Source organism: Noviherbaspirillum sp. ST9 (genome assembly GCF_048799745.1).
Lineage (GTDB): Bacteria > Pseudomonadota > Gammaproteobacteria > Burkholderiales > Burkholderiaceae_D > Noviherbaspirillum.
Map to the genome: position 1 here is coordinate 256,533 of NZ_JBLWFR010000008.1, position 20,367 is coordinate 276,899.

At 60.3% G+C, this 20,367-nt stretch carries 19 protein-coding genes and 1 tRNA gene; 10 read left to right on the forward strand and 10 right to left on the reverse strand.

Annotated elements, in window-relative coordinates:
* Positions 1 to 86: 86 nt before the first annotated feature.
* Complete coding sequence (gloB, locus tag ACNOHI_RS19775) at positions 87 to 860, reverse strand: hydroxyacylglutathione hydrolase (protein WP_420476414.1); 774 nt, start codon at positions 858 to 860, stop codon at positions 87 to 89.
* Positions 861 to 863: 3 nt separating this feature from the next.
* Between gloB and ACNOHI_RS19780 the strand changes: the two genes are divergently transcribed.
* The 7 genes from ACNOHI_RS19780 (at position 864) to ACNOHI_RS19810 (ending at position 7,700) form a co-directional block, all read left to right on the forward strand.
* Complete coding sequence (locus ACNOHI_RS19780; RefSeq protein ID WP_420476415.1) at positions 864 to 1,643, forward strand: class I SAM-dependent methyltransferase; 780 nt, start codon at positions 864 to 866, stop codon at positions 1,641 to 1,643.
* Positions 1,644 to 1,645: 2 nt separating this feature from the next.
* The gene (gene rnhA, locus ACNOHI_RS19785) at positions 1,646 to 2,080 is read left to right on the forward strand and encodes a ribonuclease HI (protein ID WP_420476416.1); all 435 of its coding nucleotides are present in this window, start codon (positions 1,646 to 1,648) and stop codon (positions 2,078 to 2,080) included.
* Between the two features lie 73 nt (positions 2,081 to 2,153).
* The gene (locus ACNOHI_RS19790; protein WP_420476417.1) at positions 2,154 to 3,308 is read left to right on the forward strand and encodes an efflux RND transporter periplasmic adaptor subunit; all 1,155 of its coding nucleotides are present in this window, start codon (positions 2,154 to 2,156) and stop codon (positions 3,306 to 3,308) included.
* A gap of 12 nt (positions 3,309 to 3,320) precedes the next feature.
* Positions 3,321 to 6,422 carry an efflux RND transporter permease subunit gene (locus tag ACNOHI_RS19795; protein WP_420476418.1) on the forward strand — a complete coding sequence of 1,034 codons (3,102 nt, stop codon included), beginning with the start codon at positions 3,321 to 3,323 and terminating at the stop codon, positions 6,420 to 6,422.
* Positions 6,419 to 7,138, forward strand: a complete 720-nt coding sequence (gene dnaQ / locus ACNOHI_RS19800) for a DNA polymerase III subunit epsilon (RefSeq protein WP_420476419.1) — start codon at positions 6,419 to 6,421, stop codon at positions 7,136 to 7,138. The genes ACNOHI_RS19795 and dnaQ overlap by 4 nt, the downstream gene beginning before the upstream one ends.
* 37 nt (positions 7,139 to 7,175) lie before the next feature.
* Positions 7,176 to 7,250 (forward strand) — tRNA-Val (locus ACNOHI_RS19805).
* Positions 7,251 to 7,355: 105 nt separating this feature from the next.
* Positions 7,356 to 7,700, forward strand: coding sequence for a 50S ribosome-binding protein YggL (locus tag ACNOHI_RS19810; RefSeq protein WP_420476420.1), 345 nt, complete (start codon positions 7,356 to 7,358; stop codon positions 7,698 to 7,700).
* Between the two features lie 2 nt (positions 7,701 to 7,702).
* Here ACNOHI_RS19810 and ACNOHI_RS19815 read toward each other — a convergent pair whose 3' ends face one another.
* The 3 genes from ACNOHI_RS19815 to ACNOHI_RS19825 form a co-directional block, all read right to left on the reverse strand.
* Positions 7,703 to 9,283 (reverse strand): aminotransferase class V-fold PLP-dependent enzyme, encoded by a 1,581-nt coding sequence (locus ACNOHI_RS19815; RefSeq protein ID WP_420476421.1) that lies wholly within the window; start codon positions 9,281 to 9,283, stop codon positions 7,703 to 7,705.
* A 168-nt stretch (positions 9,284 to 9,451) separates the two neighbouring features.
* Positions 9,452 to 9,595, reverse strand: coding sequence for a hypothetical protein (locus ACNOHI_RS19820; protein WP_420476422.1), 144 nt, complete (start codon positions 9,593 to 9,595; stop codon positions 9,452 to 9,454).
* Positions 9,596 to 10,002: 407 nt separating this feature from the next.
* Positions 10,003 to 12,189, reverse strand: a complete 2,187-nt coding sequence (locus ACNOHI_RS19825; RefSeq protein WP_420476423.1) for a YgiQ family radical SAM protein — start codon at positions 12,187 to 12,189, stop codon at positions 10,003 to 10,005.
* 180 nt (positions 12,190 to 12,369) lie between these two features.
* Between ACNOHI_RS19825 and ACNOHI_RS19830 the strand changes: the two genes are divergently transcribed.
* Positions 12,370 to 12,702, forward strand: coding sequence for a hypothetical protein (locus ACNOHI_RS19830; RefSeq protein WP_420476424.1), 333 nt, complete (start codon positions 12,370 to 12,372; stop codon positions 12,700 to 12,702).
* 49 nt (positions 12,703 to 12,751) lie between these two features.
* Here the strand turns inward: ACNOHI_RS19830 and minE are convergent, their stop codons facing one another.
* The 6 genes from minE to kynB all read right to left on the reverse strand — a co-directional run bounded on the left by minE (position 12,752) and on the right by kynB (position 17,598).
* On the reverse strand, positions 12,752 to 13,015 hold the full coding sequence (gene minE, locus ACNOHI_RS19835) for a cell division topological specificity factor MinE (RefSeq protein WP_420476425.1): 264 nt from the start codon (positions 13,013 to 13,015) through the stop codon (positions 12,752 to 12,754).
* 2 nt (positions 13,016 to 13,017) lie between these two features.
* Complete coding sequence (gene minD / locus ACNOHI_RS19840; RefSeq protein ID WP_420476426.1) at positions 13,018 to 13,833, reverse strand: septum site-determining protein MinD; 816 nt, start codon at positions 13,831 to 13,833, stop codon at positions 13,018 to 13,020.
* A gap of 28 nt (positions 13,834 to 13,861) precedes the next feature.
* Positions 13,862 to 14,626 (reverse strand): septum site-determining protein MinC, encoded by a 765-nt coding sequence (gene minC, locus ACNOHI_RS19845; protein WP_420476427.1) that lies wholly within the window; start codon positions 14,624 to 14,626, stop codon positions 13,862 to 13,864.
* Positions 14,627 to 14,852: 226 nt separating this feature from the next.
* Positions 14,853 to 15,689, reverse strand: a complete 837-nt coding sequence (kynA, locus tag ACNOHI_RS19850) for a tryptophan 2,3-dioxygenase (RefSeq protein WP_420476428.1) — start codon at positions 15,687 to 15,689, stop codon at positions 14,853 to 14,855.
* A gap of 11 nt (positions 15,690 to 15,700) precedes the next feature.
* On the reverse strand, positions 15,701 to 16,951 hold the full coding sequence (kynU, locus tag ACNOHI_RS19855; RefSeq protein ID WP_420476476.1) for a kynureninase: 1,251 nt from the start codon (positions 16,949 to 16,951) through the stop codon (positions 15,701 to 15,703).
* Complete coding sequence (gene kynB, locus ACNOHI_RS19860; protein WP_420476429.1) at positions 16,951 to 17,598, reverse strand: arylformamidase; 648 nt, start codon at positions 17,596 to 17,598, stop codon at positions 16,951 to 16,953. The genes kynU and kynB overlap by 1 nt, the downstream gene beginning before the upstream one ends.
* A gap of 137 nt (positions 17,599 to 17,735) precedes the next feature.
* On the opposite strand from kynB, the gene ACNOHI_RS19865 reads away from it, so the two are divergent.
* The gene (locus ACNOHI_RS19865) at positions 17,736 to 18,218 is read left to right on the forward strand and encodes an Lrp/AsnC family transcriptional regulator (RefSeq protein WP_420476430.1); all 483 of its coding nucleotides are present in this window, start codon (positions 17,736 to 17,738) and stop codon (positions 18,216 to 18,218) included.
* A gap of 68 nt (positions 18,219 to 18,286) precedes the next feature.
* Entirely contained in the window at positions 18,287 to 20,362 is a 2,076-nt protein-coding gene (locus ACNOHI_RS19870) for an ATP-binding protein (RefSeq protein ID WP_420476431.1), read from the forward strand.
* Positions 20,363 to 20,367: the final 5 nt, after the last annotated feature.

A 20,367-nucleotide genomic window follows, 5' to 3' on the forward strand; every position in this document is an offset into this window, starting at 1 on the left:
CGGCGCCGGGTTGAATCGCGTGAGTTTACGTAATGGTGTTTTCCTGCGTCAAGATTTATTGCATGAATTGCACAACCAGCAATGCCTTAACGGAAGGAATTCTTCCACTCGCGTAAGGCAGCAAAAACAGCAATTGGTTCCCGGGTGGAAATGATTCCACGGGACATGAGCCGATCCGCAATAGTCGGCTCGCGGAACCTGAGAAACGGGTTGGTCGCCTTTTCCAGGCCTACCGTTGACGGCACCGTCGGGATGCCTTGTTCGCGCTTGGCTTGTTCGCTCCGGATGCGCGTTGTCAATTGCATATTATCCGGCTCGACCTCGTTAGCAAAGCGTAAATTGGCAAGAGTATATTCATGCGCGCAGAAGATTTGCGTTTTGTCAGGAAGTGATGCCAGCTTGTCGAGCGAATTGGCCATCTGCTGCGGTGTTCCTTCGAACAACCTGCCGCAACCGCCCGCGAACAGTGTGTCCCCGCAGAAAAGCCAGCCCTGCTCCTCGCTGTAATATGCGATGTGCCCGCGCGTATGGCCGGGGACATCGATCACGCGCAGCGTCAGTCCAAGCGATGGGACCCGAATTGTGTCATTTTCGACAAGCGGTACAGTTACCTGCGCAATGCCATCCGAACGCGGACCGAAGACTGGTACCGGGAAATCTTTCAGCAGGGCGGGTACGCCGCCGACATGGTCAGCATGGTGATGTGTCAGTAGAATAGCGGCCAAGGCAAGGCCGTGATCCGCGAGCGCCGCCCGAATCGGGCCGGCATCGCCGGGATCGACAACGGCAGCATGAACGCCATCGTGTATCAGCCACAGGTAATTGTCCTGGAATGCCGGAACAGTCAATACATTCAACATACGATGGAACGCCCTTCCGCTGAAAAGCCCATTATAGCCCTCGGCCCCTGGCTCGATACGCCAGCGGGGAGCTATGTCCGCGCCTGGCAGCAGGCGCGGCTGGATATGCTGACGGCGGACATTTTCGGCTTCAATGCCATGCAGGTCGGCTTGCCGCAGGTGAACGCCCTGCAGGCGAATCGCATGCCGAACAAGTGGCTGACCGATACGCATGTCCCTCCTGACAATGGCATGGACGGACGGGCGCCGATCGTCGTCGTCCATGATTTCGCGGAGTTGCCGTTCGCTTCGCAGAGCCTGGACCTCATCGTCCTGCCGCATGTCCTCGAATTCGCCTCCGAGCCGCATCAGGTGCTGCGCGAGGTCGAACGTGTCCTGCGTCCCGAAGGCCAGGTGATCATTGTCGGCTTCAATCCCGCCAGTATGTGGGGATTGCGGCACATCGCGGGGCGCCTCACCGGCGCTCATTTCCTCCCGCCCGAGGGCGAATTCATCAGTGTCCCGCGGCTCAAGGACTGGCTCAAGCTGCTCAACATGGAAGTCAGCCGCGGCCATTTCGGCTGCTATGCGCCGCCTTGCCTGACGGAGAAGTGGCTGACCCGCTTCGCCTTCATGGAAGGGGCGGGCGACCGCTGGTGGCCCTACCTCGGCGCGGTCTATATCGTCCACGCCATCAAGCGCGTGCGCGGCATGCGCCTCATCGGCCCTGTCTGGGCAAAGAAATCAGCCACCGCCGCCCAAGGCGTGCCGGCGACCAACCGAATACAAAAGAAACCTCAATAAGCATGGATAAAGTAGAAATTTTTACCGACGGGGCATGTAAGGGAAATCCTGGCCTCGGCGGATGGGGAGCTTTGATGATTGCCGGCGCGCACAAGAAAGAGCTCTACGGCGGCGAGCGAAACACCACCAACAACCGGATGGAACTGAAAGCCGTGATCGAAGCGCTCTCCGCGCTGAAACGACCGTGCGATGTGATTGTCCATACTGATAGCCAGTATGTGCAGAAAGGCATCAGCGAATGGATCCACGGCTGGAAGGCGCGCGGCTGGAAAACAGCAGCGAAGGAGCCGGTGAAAAATGCCGATTTGTGGCAGGCGCTCGACGCCGCGCAGGCGCAACACAAGATCGAATGGCGCTGGGTGAAAGGACACGCCGGACACGAAGGAAACGAGCGCGCCGATGCCTTGGCCAACCTCGGCGTAGCCTCCGTGTCCTGATTGCACCAATATGCTACATTCGCTCGTTGGCAACAAAGATTGCCGCTGAACATCACCACCCTCGAACGAGCACATGAACGCCCGGAGAATCCTGTATCCCGCCATCGCCGCCATCGGCATTTCCGCTCTTGGTGCCTATGCATACTTTGCCCAGCGCCAGCCGCAGGGGCCGTCTGAGCAGACGGCGGCACCGCAAGCCGGCGCGGCGAAATCGGGCGGCGGCACGACCTCTCCGGTATCGGTCGATGCAACCCAAGTTAGCACCGCCCGCCTGATCGACGACATCAACGCCGTCGGCTCAATTCGCTCGAACGAGGCTGTGGTCATCCGGCCGGAAGTCTCGGGACGGATTGCCAAGCTGAACTTCAGTGATGGCCAGCAAGTGAAGAAGGGCCAGCTGCTGATTGCGTTCGACTCCACTGTTAACCAGGCGGAAGTGCAGCAGGCGAAGGCGGAACTCGGCATTGCGCGCGCCAACTTCGAACGCACCGTCGACCTCGCGAAGCAGAAATTCATTTCCGAACGTGCACGCGACGAGTCGCAGGCCAACGTGCAGGTGCTCGAAGCAAAGCTCGCACTTGCCGAAGCGCGCTTGTCCAAGCTTGAGATCCGCGCACCGTTTTCCGGCATTGTCGGCATCCGCACTGTAAGCGTCGGCGATTACGTGAAAGACGGCACCGACCTGGTGAACCTGGAAGACATCTCCAGCGTCAAGGTCGACTTCCGCGTTCCGGAACGCTACGTGGACCAGGTGCAGAAGGGGCAGGGGATCGAAGTTCTCGTGGACGCATTGCCGGGCCGTCCCTTCCGTGCCCGCGTCGATGCGATCGATCCCCAGGTGGACAGCTCCGGGCGTTCCGCATTGCTGCGCGGCCGTATCGACAATCCCGAAGGCAAGCTGAAACCCGGCATGTTCGCACGCGTCCGGCTGATCCTCGCCGAACGCGACAATGCGATGGTCGTCCCCGAAGAGGCCATCGTCCCGCAAGGCAACAAGGTCACGGTGTGGAAGGTTGTCGACGGCAAGGCAACGCGCACGGAGGTCAAGACCGGCCTGCGCCGCGCCGCCAAGGTGGAAATTGTGGAAGGTTTGCAGCCGGGCGACACGGTCGTGACTGCCGGACAGATTCGTTTGTCGAAGGATGGGACGCCGGTTCGGATCGCCCAGATGAGCGGGCCGGACGGAAAGCCCGTCAGCGTTTCGACGGCACCGGCCCCGAAGAGTTAAGCGGAGCGCATCATGGTCTTGTCAGACATCTGTATCCGCCGTCCCGTGTTCGCGACGGTGATGTCGCTCATCATCCTGCTGGTCGGCCTCGTATCGTACAAGCGGCTTGCGGTGCGGGAATACCCGAAGATCGACGAACCGGTGGTGACGGTGGAAACGCGTTATCCCGGTGCCAGCTCCGAGATCGTCGAGTCCCAGGTCACCAAGCCGATGGAAGACTCGATCGCCGGCATTGATGGTATCGACGTCCTGACATCGATCTCACGCGCGGAACAAAGCCAGATCACTGTGCGCTTCCGCCTTGAAAAGGATCCGGACTCGGGTGCCAACGACGTGCGCGACCGCGTGTCGCGCGTGCGTTCCAAGCTGCCCCAAACCATTGAAGAGCCAGTCATCGCCAAGGTCGAGGCCGACGCGAATCCCATCATCTGGCTCTCGTTCTCGAGCGACAACATGTCGCAGCTCGACCTGACCGATATTGCCAACCGCATCGTCAAGCCGCGCTTGCAATTGCTGCCCGGCGCCGCGGACGTGCGCATCGGCGGCGAGCGCAAGTATGCGATGCGCCTCTGGCTGAACCGGGACAAGCTGGCGGCTTACCGTCTCACGCCCGCCGACGTCGAGGATGCGCTCAGGCGGCAAAATGTCGAAGTGCCCGCCGGACGGATCGAATCACGGCAGCGCGAATTTTCCGTCGTGTCGCAGACTGACCTGACGACACCGACGGAATTCGAAAACATCATCGTTCGCACCGTGAACGGATATGCCGTACGCGTGAAGGATGTCGCGACCGTCGAGGTCGGCCCGGCCGCCGAACGGACCTCCGTGCGCTTCAACGGACAGAACGCCGTGTCGCTCGGCGTGATCAGGCAGGCAACAGCCAACCCGCTGGAACTTGCCGGTTACGTCAAGACCGAGGTACCCAAGCTGAACGAGGAACTGGCGCCGCAGGGCGTGAAGATTGCAATCTCCGTCGACAACACCCTGTTCATCGAACGCTCCATCAAGTCCGTCTACTCGACCATTGGCGAGGCCATCGTGCTGGTCGCGCTGGTGATCTTCGTGTTCCTGCGCTCCCTGCGCGCATCGATCATTCCGCTGGTGACGATTCCCGTGTCGCTGATCGGCTCGTTCGCGCTGATGTCGCTGGCGGGCTTCACGATCAATACGCTCACCCTGCTGGCCCTGGTGCTGGCCATCGGCCTGGTGGTGGATGACGCGATTGTGGTCCTGGAAAACATCTACCGTCACATTGAGGACGGGATGAAGCCCTTCCAGGCGGCCCTGACCGGCGCCAAGGAAATCGGCTTCGCGGTGATCGCCATGACACTCACGTTGGCTGCCGTCTATGCGCCGGTCGCTTTCACACCGGGCCGTACCGGGCGCCTGTTCGTCGAATTTGCCCTGACCCTCGCCGGCGCGGTGATCGTCTCCGGCTTCGTTGCGCTGACCCTGTCGCCCATGATGTGTTCCATCATGCTGAAGCACCAGGAAAAGCACGGCGCCGTCTACCGCGCGATCGAGAGCACGCTGAACGCCATTACCGAAGGCTACCGGCGCGTCCTTGCAATGACGCTGTCTGCCCGCTGGTTCGTGATCCTGATTTACGTGCTTGTCATTGGCGCACTTGCATGGCTGGCAACCGGCATGAAGAAGGAACTGGCGCCGATCGAAGACCGCGGCACCATCTTCACCTCGATCACCGGTCCGGACGGCGCGTCGCTGCAGTACACCGAAAAATATGCCCGCCGCCTGGAGCAGATTGCCGCGGATGCCAAGGAAATCGACCGTGTATTTATTGTTGCGGGCAATCCGACCGTCGAGCGCGGCGTCGCCTTCTTCCGCACGGTGGATTGGAGCGAGCGCAGCCGCAGTACGCTCGACATCATCAAGGAAATGCAGCCGAAGATGGCAAGCGTTCCCGGCGTGCTCGCCTTCCCCAATGCACCCCCTTCGCTCGGCCAGTCCATTCGCGAACGTCCCGTCAACCTGGTGGTCCTGACCAACGCGTCCTATCCGGAGCTGCAGGAAGTCGTCCAGCAGATCGTGGCCGAAGCCAGCAAGAATCCTGGCCTTGCCAACATCGATACCGACCTGCGCCTGAACAAGCCCCAGGTCAACGTCGAGGTCGACCGCGACAAGGCAGCCGATGCCGGGGTGCAGATCGAAACCGTCGGGCGGACCCTCGAGACCATGCTCGGCGGACGGAACGTCACGCGCTTCAAGAAAGGCGGCGACCAGTACGACGTCGTCGTGCAGATCCAGAACGGTGAACGTGACGCGCCTGACGACATCAACAACATCTTCGTGCGCGCCACTGGCAAGAACGGTACGCCCGACCAGATGCTGCCGCTGTCCAGTCTGCTGAAAGTCCGCGAAACCGTTGCTCCCCGCGAGCTGAACCACTTCGGCCAGCGTCGTGCGGCAGTCATCACCGCCAACCTGGCCAACGGCTACACGCAGGGCGAGGCCATCGAGTTCATGGAGGAGACGGCCAAGAGCATCATCAAGCCGGGCTACGCAACCGACCTTTCCGGATCGTCGCGCGAATACCGTGCGTCGAGCGGCAGCCTGGCGCTGACCTTCATCCTCGCGCTCGCCTTCATCTACCTTGTGCTTGCGGCGCAGTTTGAAAGCTTCATCGATCCGTTCATCATCATGCTGACCGTGCCGCTCTCGATGGCCGGCGCGCTCGCTGCGCTAAAATGGAGCGGCGGCACGCTTAACGTGTACAGCCAGATCGGCCTGATCACGCTGGTCGGCCTGATTACCAAGCACGGCATCCTGATCGTCGAGTTCACCAACCAGTTGCGCGAGCAGGGCAAGGAAATGCGCGAAGCCATCGTCGAAGCGGCCATCCTGCGCCTGCGCCCGATCCTGATGACCACTGGCGCCATGGTGCTCGGCGCGGTACCGCTGGCGCTTGCCACCGGCGCGGGCGCAGAATCCCGCATCCAGATCGGCTGGGTCATCGTCGGCGGCATGACCTTCGGCACTTTGCTCACACTGTTTGTCGTCCCGACCTTCTATACTTTCCTCGCCCGGAAGAAGGCGCATGCCGCGTCCGATGACGCACACGCCCAACCAACACCTGCAACCGTACATCAAGCATGAGACAGATCGTCCTCGATACCGAAACCACCGGCCTGAATCCGCGCTCCGGCGACCGCATCATTGAAGTCGGTTGCGTGGAGATCGTGAACCGCCAGCTCACCGGCAATAACTTCCACAGCTACATCAATCCCGAGCGCGATTCGGAAGAGGGCGCGCTCGCGGTGCACGGCTTGACCACGGAATTCCTGAGCGACAAGCCCAAGTTCGCGGAGATCGCGAACGAACTCCGCGATTATGTCCGTGACGCGGAGATCATCATCCACAATGCACCGTTCGACCTGGCCTTCCTTGACGCGGAGTTCAGCCGGCTCGGGTTCCCGCGCTTCGCAGACCACGTGGCCTGCATCACGGATACCTTGGTACAGGCCAAGGAAATGCACCCGGGCAAGCGCAATTCGCTCGACTCGCTATGCGATCGCTACGGTATTTCCAATGCCCATCGTGCACTTCACGGCGCCTTGCTGGATGCGGAATTGCTGGCGGAGGTCTATCTCGCAATGACGCGAGGCCAGAACAGCCTCACGATCGATCTTGCCGCGCCAGAACAAGGCGTGACCCAGGATCAAGTCATCGAGATCGTGTCAATGGCTGAAATCGTCATCCTTCAAGCAACCGAAGAGGAGTGCAAGGCGCACGAAGCGCTTCTGGATCGTCTCGACAAGGATGTCAAAGGAAAGTGTCTTTGGCGCGTCGAGCCCGAAACAGCAACGAATTGATTCCGCGCACGGTTTATGCCATAATGCGCAGCTCTTCGGACAGTTAGCTCAGGGGTAGAGCACCGCCTTCACACGGCGGGGGTCACTGGTTCAATCCCAGTACTGTCCACCAGAATTTGCACCATCATCAACTGTCAAGGTCCCTTCGGGTGGGTCGCAGTTGGGTCAAGAAAGCCTGCCTCGTGCAGGCTTTTTTATTTTTTCAAATAGGACAACCATGCCAGCAAACGTAAAAGGTAAGCACAATCTCCGCCAGCGCAAAAAGCTCCGCCTCGGCGAATTCCAAGAATTCGGATTTGACGTTACCGCGGGTCTGACGAAGGAGTTGAACCAGGCAGAGCGTGAAGCATTCATTGATGCGCTGATTGTTGCAGTCGGTGAGCAAGGCCTGCTCTTCGGCGGCGGTTTCAACGGCGGCTTTGAGGGCTTTGTCGTGGTTGATGCGCTTCGTGGTTCTGTCACCGAGGAACAGCGCGAGGCATTCAAGAAATGGCTCGAGACGCGTCAAGAGCTGAAGGACGTTGTGGTTGGTCCGCTGAAGGACGCCTGGTACAGCACCTGATGTTATCCGGCGGGCGGTGAGGAGACTTCTTTCAGCCTGCCGATTTCCCTTTGCTCGTCGAGAATTTCCTTCAAATCCTCGACCGTCGTCAGCATATTGGTCAGGACTACGCGCAGTACGGTAGCCTGGCCAGGGTAGGGTGTCGATTCGAGCAATGTACGGGACACGAAGCTCAGTCCTCTGCGCTTCTGTTCGTCCTGAAGGGCGATATTCATCCGGTTCAGCTTCTCGTTGATGCTTGCGGCTTTCTCGATATCGCCTTCATTCATGCTCTCCTTGAGTCGCACCTGCATTTCACGCGGCGCAAACCGGTACGTGAGGATGAACGTATCCGAACAGGTGATGAGCTCGAAATCGGGGTCCTGCGTGACCAGCTCGCGCATGTTCGTCGCTAGCCACCTGCATTGATCAAGCAAGGCCTCGTATCCCCTCAGGCCGAAGAGCTTGAATGAGAACCACAGCTTCAATGCATCGAAACGGCGCGAGCCTTCAAGCGAAGTGCGCCCCAGGTCGCCGGAGCTCTTGCGGATGATGTAGTTCGCCGCATGCAGCAGGTGGTTCAGGCTGGTTTCGCTCTTGAACAGCACCATCCCTTGCGCCATCGATACCCAGAACAGCTTGTGTCCGTCGATGACGACCGAATCGGCCATCTCGATGCCGTGGAACATGTCGCGGTATTTTTCAGCCAGCAGGAGAGCGCCTCCCCATGCGGCGTCCACATGGAACCAGATGTCTTCGCGTTGCGCGATCTGGCCGAGTTCTTCCAGCGGGTCGATGCTGCCGGTTTCGGTTGTGCCGGCAACGCCGATCAGTGCGAGGATTTTGATCTTGCGGCGTTTCAGGTCTGCGATGCGCTCTTCCAGGAGATCAAGCCGTATCCGGTTGTTTTCGTCCGTGGGAATGACGCAGAGCGCGTCTTCGCCGAGGCCGAGCGTCGCCAGCGACTTCTTGATTGAATAGTGCACGCGTGCCGAGGCAAGCACGGCAAAACCCGAATAATCCTTCTCGCGCAGGATCGTGAGAAAGCCTTTCTTCCTCAGTCCTGGCAACTGGCTTTCGAGGGCAACCGACAGTGCGGTGAGATTGCCCATCGTGCCGCCATTAACCATATTGCCCAGTGTGGCGTCATTGGACTGGAAGCAGGAGCGATAGAACCCATCGTCACGCCGGTAGATCTGCCTGTGCATCCATCCAAGGACCTGCTTCTCGACCAGCGTGGAGCTGTAGGCGGTCTCGATCTTCACCTGGTTCTGGTTGAGCGTGGCGATGAACGTCTCGACCAGTACGGATATCCAGGGGAGGGCCTGCGTCATGTGGCCGATATATTTCGGATGGTTGACGGGAACCGAATGCGCAAGAACCTGCTCCTGAAGAGCCTCCAGCACAGCGGTCATCGCAGTCCCATCCTGCGGCATCGCCGGCGCATTGAAATCCTTCTTCAGGCTTTCGAAATCGGAAGGCGGATACGCGTGACGCTTGTCGACGAAGAGCCATTCGCGGATCAGGCGCATGGACTGCTGCAGGAGCGCAGGATCCTTGTCCAGGCCCTGGGCCGAAAAGTAGGTTTTCAGGAGCTCTTCCATGTAGATTCCAGACCGCCGCGCGATCCGCGGCGAAGCGGCGCGATTATACAGGGCCTGCCCGGTCGTCGCTAAATGCGGGCTGGCCGGCCATACGGAATCGCTGGAAGATGCGGTTATTCCAGGCGCGGAATGCGCCCGGGGAAGACGGTCGTTACGACGATGCGCGGTTTAGAACAGACTCTTGATCGCCCAGTAGATGATCGCGATGCTGACTGCGGAGGAGGTCAGGATGCAGGCGGCAGCCTGGAGCTTGTTGACGTTGAATTGCGCGTTGGCGGTGCGGGCTACAGCTCTGTGGTGTGCGTTTCTCATGTCTGCCTCGTCTTGAATTGGCGCAATTCTCTCATTGCTGGAATTCATTCTATAGAAGAGGTGACTGGAATCAATAGTCTGACCGGCAACTTCCTGAAAATTTATTGGGATCAGAGGAACATGTTTCCCACATTTCCTGTGGCTAATTCTGTGGACAAGTGTATGCCAGAGGGGCTAAGTCTTTGATTTCAGGAAAATTTTCCCCGCTGATTAAAATCAAGGCGGCAAAGAAACAAAAAAAACTGAACGCGGAAAAAAGAAAGCCCGCAGTCCTTTCGGTTTGCGGGCTAAATCCAATTCAAGAAGAGTTGGAGGAGACAGATTCACTATAGTTGAGCCACTCCTTCTCGTCTGCTTTATTGTTGCAATAACAGATATTCGAACTATTTATATCTTTTATGGGGGCACTATTTCCGGCCGGTTTTATTCGACGTAGATGGTCCCTTCCGCGCCGGTTTTGCGCGGTTTTGCGGAAGGGGCTTCCCCACTGAGCGCTGGGGCGCAGTGACGCGGGGCGACTTGCTGGAAGCCTGAGGCGCGCCAGGCGGCTGGAAGCGCGGCACGAGGTGGCGGTCGCTGTTGCCGATCAGGTCCGAGCGGCCCATCCGTTGCAACGCTTCGCGCAGGATCGGCCAGTTTTCCGGATCGTGGTAACGCAGGAAAGCCTTGTGCAGTCGACGGATCTTGCCCGTCCGTGGCGTTTCGACGACTTCGGAATCGGCGGAAACCTTGTGCAGCGGATTGCGTCGGCCGTGATACATCGCTGTGGCCATCGCCATCGGCGTGGGCATGAAGTTTTGCACCTGGTCGAGCTGAAAGTTGTTCTGCTTCAGCCACAGGGCGAGGTTGAGCATGTCTTCATCGGTCGTGCCCGGATGGGCAGCGATGAAGTAGGGGATCAAGTATTGTTCCTTGCCTGCCTCGCGCGAGTAGCGTTCAAACATTTCCTTGAACTTGTAGTACGCGCCCATCCCCGGCTTCATCATTTTCGACAGTGGGCCTTCCTCGGAATGCTCGGGGGCGATCTTCAGCAGGCCACCCACATGGTGGGTCACCAGTTCCTTCACGTATTCCGGCGATCGCACGGCGAGGTCGTAGCGCAGGCCGGAACCAATCAGGATCTTTTTGATGCCTGGGATGGCGCGTGCCTTGCGGTAGAGCTGGACCAGTTTGCTGTGATCGGTATTGAGGTTGACGCAGATGCCTGGATACACGCAGGACAGGCGGCGGCAGGTTTCCTCGATCTTCTTGTCCTTGCAGGCGAGGCGGTACATGTTCGCCGTCGGCCCGCCGAGGTCGGAGATGGTGCCGGTAAAGCCCTTTGTCTTGTCGCGGACGAGTTCGATCTCGCGCAGGATGGAGGGTTCGGAACGGCTCTGGATGATGCGGCCTTCGTGCTCGGTGATCGAGCAGAAGGTGCAGCCGCCGAAGCAACCGCGCATGATGTTGATCGAGAAGCGGATCATCTCCCATGCAGGAATGCGCGCCTTGCCATAGCGCGGATGCGGTCCGCGGGCGTAGGGGAGGTCATAGATGCCGTCCATCTCGTCCATGGCGAGCGGCAGCGGCGGTGGATTCAGCCAGACGTCGCGCTCGCCGTGCGCCTGTACCAGCGCGCGGGCATTGCCGGGATTGGATTCGAGATGCAGGATGCGCGAGGTGTGCGCATACAGGATCGGATCGTCCTTGACGTCTTCATACGCCGGAATGCGCACAACGGTCTTGTTGCGCTGTTCCTTCAGTGCTGCCTGGCGCTCTTCGCGCGACAGGATAAGGACGGGTTGTTCCGCCGGCTTTTGATCGGTCGCGCAGCTCGCGGACTGTTTGTCCTTCATCTCGTACGGATCGGGATGGGTCTCTACGCGTCCCGGGGTGTCGTAGCGGGTTGAGTTTGCTTCGCTCCAGTCTTCAGCGGGCTTCCATCCGCGCTTGACCATGAAGGCAGTGCCGCGAAGGTCGCGGATCGACTCGATCGGTTCGCCCGCGGCGATCCGGTGCGTGAGCGCGACCAGTGCGCGCTCCGCATTGCCGAACAGGAGGAGGTCGGCCTTGGAATCCGGCAGGACGGAGCGGCGCACCTTGTCCGACCAGTAGTCGTAATGCGCGATGCGGCGCAGGCTTGCTTCAATGCTGCCGATGATGATGTTCGTATCGGGATAGGCTTCACGGGCGCGCTGTGCATAGACGGTGACTGCGCGGTCGGGCCGTTTGTCCGGCTCGGCCCCGGCGGTGTACGCATCCTCGGAACGAATCTTCCGTTCTGACGTGTACCGGTTGATCATCGAGTCCATGTTGCCCGCGGTGACGCCGAAATACAGGTTTGGCTTGCCGAGCGCGCGGAAAGGCTCTGCGGAATGCCAGTCCGGCTGGCTGATGATGCCGACGCGGAATCCCTGTTTCTCCAGCAGCCGTCCTACCAGCGCCATGCCGAAGCTCGGATGATCGATGTACGCATCGCCTGTGACCAGGATGACGTCGCACGAATCCCACCCGAGCGCCTCCATCTCCGCGCGCGACATGGGGAGGAAGGGCGCCGGCGTGGTGTAATCGGGCCGGTAACGCGGATAGGAAAACAGGTTTTTCGGGGGATTCATCGTGGGGCGGATTGTACAGGATCTGTCTTGCACGCAAGGCTTGCCGGAATGGCATCAACGGCGCAACAAAATAAGACCTCGCACGGTCGCTGAAGTTGCGCAGGAACGGTTGGAACTAGGTTGTCAGGCAGTTATCAAATGATTCCCCCGATTGCGAGGGAAACCGTTAGGAGGCATGACATGATGCAAGCAAACGAACTGCAGCAACGCCTGGTTCATGTGGAGAGCACGATCCACGAAGCGGCCCAACGTTGTGAGTCGGCGCAGGCTGTTCCGATGGATATCAAGAACTGCATGCAGGAGCTGGACCAGAGGATCGGTCAGGCGCGAAACATGGTGCAGTCGGCGCAGGATGAGCAGCAGGTGCGCCAGTGCGTCGATGACCTGGAACAGCTGGGCGATCGCGCAAAAGATGCATGCGAACATTCGACGGGCAATGTGGATGACGAATTGAAAAACGCCATTATGCAGGCACACCGCGAACTGTCAGACTTGAAACACCAGCTTCACTAAATGGCTTTTCCTTCGAAGGCGCAACGCCTTCGAAGGAAGCGGCCAAACATCACTTGCCGGGCATGACGTCCGGCAGAACCACGTTCACATCCAGCACTTCCAGGTTGCCCTGGCGGTCGAGCGAAATCTTGATGTCGTCGGCGTTCACCTTCGCATACTTCGAAATCACTTGAATCAGTTCCTTGTGCAAGGCCGGCAGGAAGTCCGGGCCGTCTCGGCCATTGCGCTCGCGCGCGATGATGACCTGAAGGCGCTCCTTGGCTGCACTGGCGCTTTTCGGTTTGGTATTGAACAGGAAGGAGAGCAGCGCCATGTTTACTTTCCTTTAAAGAGTCGCTGGAACAGGCCCGGCTTTTCGTAGGCGGTAAAGCGCAGCGGCACTTCATGGCCGAGGAAGCGGGCGACGACGTCCTGGTAGGCTTCCGACACGTCGGAACCGGTCAGGTGGATGGCCGGGTTGCCCTGGTTGGACGCATGCAGCACGGACTCGGATTCCGGGATGATACCGATCAGGGGAATGCGCAGGATTTCCTGTACGTCGGTGAACGACAGCATTTCGCCGGCTTCGACGCGCTTGGGGACGTAGCGGGTGATCAGCAGGTGTTCCTTGACCGGCTCCTGACCGTTCAGCGCGCGGCGCGACTTGGCTTGGATGATGCCGAGGATGCGGTCGGAGTCGCGTACGGAGGAGACTTCCGGGTTGGTGACGACGATGGCTTCGTCGGCGAAGGTCAGGGCCATCACGGCGCCGTGTTCGATACCTGCCGGGGAATCGCACACGATGTACTCGAAGCCCATGGTAGCCAGATCGTTCAGCACGCGTTCGACGCCTGCTTCGGTCAGCGCGTCCTTGTCGCGCGTCTGCGAGGCGGGCAGCACGAACAGGTTTTCGCAGTGCTTGTCCTTGATCAAGGCCTGGTTCAGGGTCGCTTCATTGTTGATGACGTTGATCAGGTCGTACACCACGCGGCGCTCGCAGCCCATGATCAGGTCAAGGTTGCGCAGGCCGACGTCGAAGTCGATCACTGCGGTCTTGTGTCCGCGCAGTGCCAGGCCGGAGGCGAAGCTGGCGCTGGAGGTGGTTTTGCCGACGCCCCCTTTGCCGGACGTTACAACAATGATTTTTGCCACGAAAAACTCCTTTCAGAATTCAAAAAAACTAGACGCGAATGGACAGGACATCTATCCGGTCGCCAGCAAGACGGACCTGCGCCGGTTTTTTCGCCAGATCCTGGGGTAGACCGCTCTCGAAAGTGCGGTAGGTGCCGGCAATGGAGACCAGTTCGGCTTCCATGCTCAGCGTGAAAATGCGTGCTTCGTTGTTGCCGCTGGCGCCTGCCAGCGCGCGGCCGCGCAACGGTGCGTAGACGTGGATGCTGCCATCGGCGATCAGCTCGGCGCCCGGGTTCACGATTGCGTTCACCACGAGGTCGGCGCCACGCGCATAGATGCGCTGTCCAGCGCGGACCGGGGTGTCGATGATCATGGCTGCCGGTGCTGCGGCCGGCGCAACAGGTGCTGCGGGTGCAGCAGGCGCCGGAGCGGGAGCGGGTTCAGGCACGACGACCACGGGCGCTGCTTCCTCGGCCGGCCGGCGCGGCTGCACCAGGGTGTCGATGGACAGGCCGCTGGCGAGAATCGCTTCTTCCATTTGCGCCGGCGCGCCGCGTACGGCCACCGGGTTCAGGCTGTAGGACTTGAACAGGGAAATCAGCGCGGGCCACTCGATCGCGGTCGGCAGGGTTTCACACGACGTGACGTCGAGGATCGCGAATTCATTGTCGAAGTAGTCGGATGCGCCACCGGTCATCGCCTGCATCGCTGCATCGAGGATGGACAGGTCGGAGGTGTGGAGGATGGCGGAAACGGCAACGACGGTCGAAATCTTGATTTCTATCGGTTTGCTGCTTGGATTCTTGGACATAAGGCGCTATCAGTGAATGCGGGCGAACTATGAGCAAAAGGCCATGTTCCGGCTGCCAAATGAAACGGGCCGCATCGAAAGCGGCCCGAACATGAGGGGGAACCATTGACTTCATTACAGCGTATTGAACAATTGCCCGCCGCTCGCTCTGTGCTTCGCGCCGTATTATACCTGTTGCCGCCGCGCTACCCCCCGTCAAATCGGCCTTGTTGCGGAAAAATTGGCGTCAGAGCGCGGTGCGCAGGGCGAACAGCTCCGGGAAGAGGACGACCTCCAGCATTTTCTTGAGATAGCTGGCCCCGGCAGTGCCGCCGGTGCCGGTCTTGAAGCCGATGATGCGTTCGACCGTGGTGACGTGCCGGAAGCGCCAGAAGCGGAAGGCGGTTTCCAGATCGACCAGTTTTTCCGCCAGTTCGTACAGTTCCCAGTGCTTTTCCGGCGATTGGTACACCTTGAGCCAGGCCGATTTCACCGACTCGTCCGCGACGGTCGGCGTCGTCCAGTCTCCCTTAAGGCGGCTCTTGTCGATACTGAAACCGCGACGTGCCATCAGCAGCAGGGCTTCATCGTAGATCGAAGGGGAGCGCAGGGCACTGTCGAGGCGCCCGTGTGCTTCCGGCGACGAAGCATGGACATTCAGCAGCGCGGCATTCTTGTTGCCGAGAATGAATTCCAGCTCCCGGTACTGGTAGGACTGGAATCCCGACGACTGCCCGAGGTAGGGGCGGATTGCCGTGTATTCCGGCGGCGTCATCGTCGCCAGCACGTCCCACGCGTGCACGAGCTGGTCCATGATCCGCGCAACGCGGGCGAGCATCTTGAACGCCGGCTGCAGGTCGTCCTTCTGCATCTGGCGCAGCGCGGCGTGCAGCTCATGCAGCATCAGCTTCATCCACAATTCGCTGGTCTGGTGCTGGACGATGAACAGCATCTCGTCATGCGCGGGCGAGCGCGGATGCTGCGCGGACAGCACCTGGTCCAGTGCCAGGTAGTCGCCGTAGCTCATGGCCTTGCTGAAGTCCATCTGTGCGCCGTGCCATTCGGCGGGTTTGTTCGAATCCATGTTTTTCTCGCTCAGGTGACTGCGTCGCGCTTGGCGCTGACGTCGTATTTTTGTCCGTCCAGTATGTCGGCCAGGATATCCACTGCGTCCCACACATCAATGAAACGCGTGTACAGCGGCGTAAAGCCGAAGCGCATGATTTCCGGCTCGCGGTAATCGCCGATCACGCCGCGTTCAATCAGCGCCTGCATGACCGGGTAGCCGTGCGGATGCGCAAAGCTGACCTGGCTGCCGCGCACACGGTGCTCGCGGGGCGTTGCCAGTGTTAGCGGATGGTGCGCGCAGCGGCGTTCGACGAGCGCGATGAAGAGGTCCGTCAACGCCAGCGACTTGTTCCTGATCGCAGGCATGCTCGTCTGCGCAAATACATCCAGGCCGCATTCAACCAGGGCGAGCGAGAGAATGGGTTGGGTGCCGCAGAGCGCACGCCGGATGCCGCTGGCCGGGGTAAATTCCGGCTGCATGGTGAAGGGCGTTGCATGGCTCCACCAGCCGGACAGCGGGTGCCTGAATGCGGCCTGGTGGCGTGGTGCGATCCACGCGAAGGCGGGTGCGCCAGGACCGCCGTTGAGGTACTTGTAGGTGCAGCCTACGGCGAAGTCCGCGCCGTCCTCGTTGAGGTTGACGGGAACGGCTCCGGCCGAATGCGCCAGGTCCCACACTGCCAGTGCGCCTTGTGCGTGCGCATGTTCCGTCACAGCGCGCATGTCATGCATGTAACCCGTTCGGTAATTCACATGCGTCAGCATGACGACCGCGGTTTCGCTGTCGATGGCCGCGCTTAATTCGTCCGATGTGTCGACCAGGCGCAGGCGATAGCCGCGATCCAGCCATTCCGTCAGGCCCTGGGCCATGTAGACATCGGTCGGGAAGTTGGCGCGTTCGGTGACGATGGTTTTCCTGCCTGCGGATTCGCTCTTTTCCGATTGGATGCGCAGCGCGGCCGCAAGCACTTTGAAGAGGTTCAGGGAGGTGCTGTCGGTGACGGCAATCTCTCCCGGATTCGCCCCAACCAGCGGCGCAAGCTTGTCGCCCAGGCGCAGCGGCATGTCGAACCAGCCTGCCTTGTTCCAGCTGCGGATGAGGTCGTTGCCCCATTCCTGCTCGAGCACTGCGCGTGCGCGTTCGAGCGCTTTCTTCGGCCGAACGCCGAGCGAATTGCCGTCAAGGTAGACGACGCCGTCGGGCAGGTCGAACTCCACGCGCAGGCCGGCCAGCGCATCCTTTGCGTCCAGCGCGGCGCAATCGCTTCTTGTCAACATCATGCATCTCCTTGCGGAAGGGTTCGGAGGATGGCGCGGACGGGGCTTGCGTCCATGCCGGCAAGTTTCAGGGGCAGGGCGATCAGTTCGTAGTCGCCCGCGGGCACGTCGTCGAGGACGATGCCTTCAAGGATCGCCATGCCGTGCGCTCGGATTGCATGGTGCGCATCCATGGTCTTGGATTCTTGCGGGTCGAGCGAGGGCGTGTCGATGCCGATGAGCCGCACGCCGCGTTCCGCCAGCAGCGCTACCGTATCAGCCGCCACGCTCGCGAAGGCGCTGTCCCAGCGCTCCACTGGTGCTCTTGCATAGGTGCGGAAGAGGACGCGTGCGGGGATGCCGTCAAGCACTCCCTGGAGATGTTCCGGTTCGACGCGCTTGACGCCGGTACAGTCCACAAGTCGGCAGCGGCCCAGGTAAGCATCAAGCGGCACGGCATCGATTGCAGCGCCGGCTGCGTCATAGTGGGAAGGCGCGTCGCAATGTGCACCTGTGTGGGTGGACATGGTCAGCCGGCTCACCTTCACCGGGCAGCCGTCTCCGATTTCCCATGTGGTCACGGCGCTGAACGGGGTATCGCCGGGCCAGACGGGGGCTGCGGAGGATACCGGTGGCGTAATGTCCCAAATCTGTAGGGGTTCTGTCATCGCTGTTGCCTCCAATCGTTGTGTTTCGAAGAAGTTTAAGGTGAAATTCGAGACGATTTGTTGCAAAGTGCAGCGGAAAAATCGCCAAAAATGAAATAGGATTCGAAAAGAGCACCACAATTTGATTGGATATTCGAATGAACCTCGATCATGTCGATCTCAAGATCCTGACGCTCCTCCAGGAGGATGGACGGATGAGCAACCAGGAACTCGCCGAGCGGGTTTTCCTGTCACCATCATCCTGCCTGCGTCGGGTGCGGCTGCTCGAAGAAAACGGCGTCATTGGCCGCTACAGCGCCGTGCTCGACACCGCAGCGCTCGGTCTTGAGGTCGACGCCTTCGTCCAGATCACGATGCGGCGCGACGTCGAGCGTTGGCACGAGAACTTCTCCGCATCCCTGAAAGCCTGGCCGGAGGTGGTTGGTTCCTACATCATCACCGGGGAGGCGAACTATCTCCTTCGGGTGCGTGCGCGCACCCTCAAGCACTTTTCCGCCTTCATCCTCGAAAAACTGTACAAGACCGACGGTGTGCTCGACATCCGCTCCAACATCGTGCTGCAGACCATCAAGGACACCCACGCGATCGCCGCCGAACTCCTGTCCGACCGTCCCGTTTGACCAGCCCGTATTTCGTACGATAATGAATCGATGCCGAAGGGCATCAATCGGCGAGCCCAGGGAGGTCCATGGAGCACGATTCAGAACAACTGTCTTCAGGTACTGCGGATTGGCTGCCGGCCGACTTTGACGGCAGTCCCATCGCTGCTTTTGCCATTGACCTTGCACACACCGTAGTGCGCTGGAACAAGGCCTGCGAGAGCATGACCGGTATGGCGGCGGACAAGATTGTCGGCACCGGCAATCATTGGCAACCCTACTACGTGCAGCCGCAAAAGGTGCTGGCCGACTTCGTCATGCTGGACCGGCCGGCAGACGTTGCCGAGGCGTTTGCCGGATTCCGCTTCCGATCCGTTCCGCTCGTTCCCGGCGCCTACGAAGTCGAGGATTTCTTTCCGCACCTGGGCGAAAGTGGCCGGTGGATCGCGTTTTCGGCGGCACCGCTGCGCGACGGACAGGGCCGGATTGTCGGCGCAGTGCAAACGATGCACGACATTACCGAAACGCGCCTGGCCGAAGAATCGCTGCATGCAGCGCAGGTGCGCGTCGAGCGGTTTGCGGGAAAGCGCAGCGAGATGCTTGCGCAGGCCAGCGGCCACGCCGGCAACCAGCAGGGAGACAGCGCGACCAGTCTCGAAAAGGGCATGTCCGCCGAAACCATCCGTGCATCGAATGACATGCCGGCGACCGCAGACACGGCCGCCGTACCCGTGCAAGGCGGCCTTTCGTCAAAGACAGACGCCTCCACGACGCCAGCCTTGTCCGCTTTCTTTGACGGCAGCCCGGTCCCGGCCTTTGCAATTGACGCCAACCACGTGGTTACGCACTGGAACCAGGCGTGCGAACGGACCATCGGCGTTGCCGCCTCGCGCATGATCGGTACGCGCAACCAGTGGGCGCCCTTCTATCCCAAGGAGCGGCCGGTCCTCGCCGACCTCATCGTTTCCGGGGCGGTGGAAGAGATGGTCGAGTCCTATTACCACGGGAAGTTCAGGCGTTCGCCCATCATTCCGGGCGCCTTCGAGGCGGAGGACTTTTTCCCGAACATGGGGGAAAGCGGACGCTGGCTGTTTTTCTCCGCCGCGCCGCTGCGCGATGCAAGCGGACGCGTGATCGGCGCGATTGAAACGCTGCAGGACGTTACCAAGCGCAAGCTGGCGGAACGAGACCTGCACAAGGTCCAGGTCGATCTGGAGCATCTGGTCGCCAAGCGCACCGCCCAGCTTGCGCAAGCCAATCGCACCCTTGAGGATGACATCCGCAGGCGCGAAGAGGCGGAGGCGGAGCTCCTGCGGCGCAATGCGGAATTGACCGACCTGAACAAGAAGCTGTCGATGGCGCAGGAACAGCTGATGCAGTCCGAAAAGCTGGCCTCGATCGGGCAACTGGCAGCCGGTGTCGCGCACGAGATCAACAACCCGATCGGCTACATCTTCTCGAACTTCGGCGCGCTGGAACAATACCTTTCGGGCCTCCTCGAAATGCTGGAGGCCTATGAGGAGGTGGAGCATCTCATCGATGACGAGGCCACGCTGGCGCGCCTGAAGTCGCTCAGGGAGCGCGTGGAGTTCGACTACCTGAAGGGCGACCTTCCCTACCTGATGGAGGAGTCGCGCGAGGGCTTGATTCGTGTCCGCAAGATCGTGCAGGACCTCAAGGATTTTTCACGTGTCGATTCGCACCTGCAGTGGCAATGGGCGGATGTCCATCAAGGCATCGACTCGACGCTGAATATCGTCAACAACGAGATCAAGTACAAGGCCGACGTCATCAAGGAATACGGCGTCCTGCCGGAAATCGAATGCCTGCCGTCACAGATCAACCAGGTCGTCATGAACATGGTCGTCAACGCGGCGCAGGCCATCGGCGAAGAGCGCGGGCGCATTGTCATCCGGACCGGCAGCGACGGGTCGCATGTCTGGATTGAATTCGAGGACAACGGCTGCGGAATGACGAAGGAAACCATGTCACGCATTTTCGATCCCTTTTACACGACCAAGCCGGTCGGCAAGGGGACCGGCCTTGGATTGTCCCTCTCTTACGGAATCGTGCAAAAGCATCAGGGCCATATCGACGTGCGCAGTGAAGTCGGCAGAGGATCGACGTTCCGCGTTGTCCTCCCCGTGCGGCATGCGGCAGCTTGAGCGGA